The organism is Clostridium gasigenes, assembly GCF_017348895.1.
GTDB lineage: Bacteria > Bacillota > Clostridia > Clostridiales > Clostridiaceae > Clostridium > Clostridium gasigenes.
Genome location: NZ_CP071376.1, coordinates 1,412,501 through 1,415,000 on the forward strand (window position 1 = coordinate 1,412,501; position 2,500 = coordinate 1,415,000).

General features: G+C 47.2%; 1 rRNA gene (only partly in view). It reads left to right on the forward strand.

Features of this window, described 5'->3' with window-relative positions:
* Positions 1 to 165 precede the first annotated feature (165 nt).
* Positions 166 to 2,500 (forward strand): 23S ribosomal RNA (locus tag J1C67_RS06895); it runs 571 nt beyond the window's last position.

A 2,500-nucleotide genomic window follows, 5' to 3' on the forward strand; every position in this document is an offset into this window, starting at 1 on the left:
ATCCTTCAATTCGCGATGATTACGCAACATAATGTTGGGTAATCGTTGTTGTTCTTTGAAAATTGCACATGAATTATAACTTATTTTTAACGTTAGTTAAAGAAAAGTACAACAAAGCCAAGAAAGATATTTAAATATATATTCTTTGTAAAAATGAACCGTAAAGGTCAAGCTACAAAGGGCGTATGGTGAATGCCTTGGCATCAGGAGCCGACGAAGGACGCGATAAGCTGCGATAAGCTTTGGGTAGGCGCACATAGCCAGTGATCCAAAGATTTCCGAATGAGGAAACTCACATGGGAAACCCCATGTATCATATAGTGAATAAATAGCTATATGAAGGTAGACCCAGGGAACTGAAACATCTAAGTACCTGGAGGAAGAGAAAGAAACATCGATTTTCTTAGTAGCGGCGAGCGAAAAGGAAAGAGCCCAAACCAAGGATTTATTCTTGGGGTTGCGGACAGAACATGAAAAAGGTGAAATCGTAACTGAAGATAACTGGAAAGTTAAACCGTAGAGGGTAATAGTCCCGTAAGTGAAACGAGGAAGCTAATAGTTCTGATCCAGAGTACCACGAGACACGTGAAACCTTGTGGGAAGCAGGGAGGACCACCTCCCAAGGCTAAATACTACCTGATGACCGATAGTGAAGAAGTACCGTGAGGGAAAGGTGAAAAGAACCCCGGGAGGGGAGTGAAATAGAACCTGAAACCATATGCCTACAACCGATCAAAGCCCCATACGAGGGTGATGATGTGCTTTTTGTAGAACGAGCCAACGAGTTACGGTATGTAGCAAGGTTAAGTACTTAAGGTACGGAGCCGAAGGGAAACCAAGTCTTAATAGGGCGACTAGTTGCATGCCGTAGACCCGAAACCGAGTGACCTATCCATGGCCAGGTTGAAGCGGGGGTAAAACCCCGTGGAGGACCGAACCACGTTGCTGTTGAAAAAGCATGGGATGAGCTGTGGATAGCGGAGAAATTCCAATCGAACTCGGAGATAGCTGGTTCTCCTCGAAATAGCTTTAGGGCTAGCGTCGGATATGAGTAATGGAGGTAGAGCACTGAATGGGCTAGGGGGCGTATCGCTTACTGAACCTTATCAAACTCCGAATGCCATATACTATTAGTCCGGCAGTCAGACTATGAATGATAAGATCCATGGTCGAAAGGGAAAAAGCCCAGATCGTCAGCTAAGGTCCCAAAGTGTAAGTTAAGTGGAAAAGGATGTGGGATTTCAAAGACAACTAGGATGTTGGCTCAGAAGCAGCCATTCATTGAAAGAGTGCGTAATAGCTCACTAGTCAAGAGATCCTGCGCCGAAAATGTCCGGGGCTCAAACTTACCACCGAAGCTACGGGCTTGTATTTAATACGAGCGGTAGAGGAGCGTCGTAATCGGGCTGAAGTCGTACCGTAAGGAGCGGTGGACTGATTACGAGTGAGAATGTTGGCATTAGTAGCGAGATGTAAGTGAGAATCTTACAGGTCGAAAACCTAAGGTTTCCTGGGGAAGGCTCGTCCGCCCAGGGTTAGTCGGGACCTAAGCCGAGGCCGAAAGGCGTAGGCGATGGACAATTGGTTGATATTCCAATACCACTACAATCGTTATTATCGATGGTGTGACGGAGAAGGATAGGATGTGCTAGCGAATGGAAATGCTAGTCTAAGCGTTTAGGGAGTTAAGGTAGGCAAATCCGCTTTAACAATTCTGAGGCGTAATGGGGAAGGCCTTTTAGGCTGAAGTATCTGATTCCATGCTTCCAAGAAAAGCATCTAGAAAGAGAAGTAGTGCCCGTACCGCAAACCGACACAGGTAGGTGAGGAGAGAATCCTAAGACCATCGGAAGAATTGCAGTTAAGGAACTAGGCAAATTAACCCCGTAACTTCGGGAGAAGGGGTGCCTGCGAGAGCAGGCCGCAGAGAATAGGCTCAAGCAACTGTTTAACAAAAACACAGGTCTCTGCTAAAGCGTAAGCTGATGTATAGGGGCTGACTCCTGCCCGGTGCTGGAAGGTTAAGGGGAATGCTTAGCGCAAGCGAAGGTGTGAACTTAAGCCCCAGTAAACGGCGGCCGTAACTATAACGGTCCTAAGGTAGCGAAATTCCTTGTCAGGTAAGTTCTGACCCGCACGAATGGAGTAATGACTTGAGCACTGTCTCAACTGCAAATCCGGCGAAGTTGTAGTGCGAGTGAAGATGCTCGCTACCCGCGATTGGACGGAAAGACCCCGTAGAGCTTTACTGTAGCTTAGCATTGAATTTCGGTATTGTCTGTACAGGATAGGTGGGAGACTGGGAAGCTAGGGCGTTAGCCTTGGTGGAGTCATCCTTGGGATACCACCCTGACAGTACTGAGGTTCTAACTGGACGCCATGAAACTGGTGACAGGACATTGTTAGGTGGGCAGTTTGACTGGGGCGGTCGCCTCCTAAAAAGTAACGGAGGCGCTCAAAGGTTCCCTCAGAACGGTCGGAAATCGTTCGAAGAGTGCAA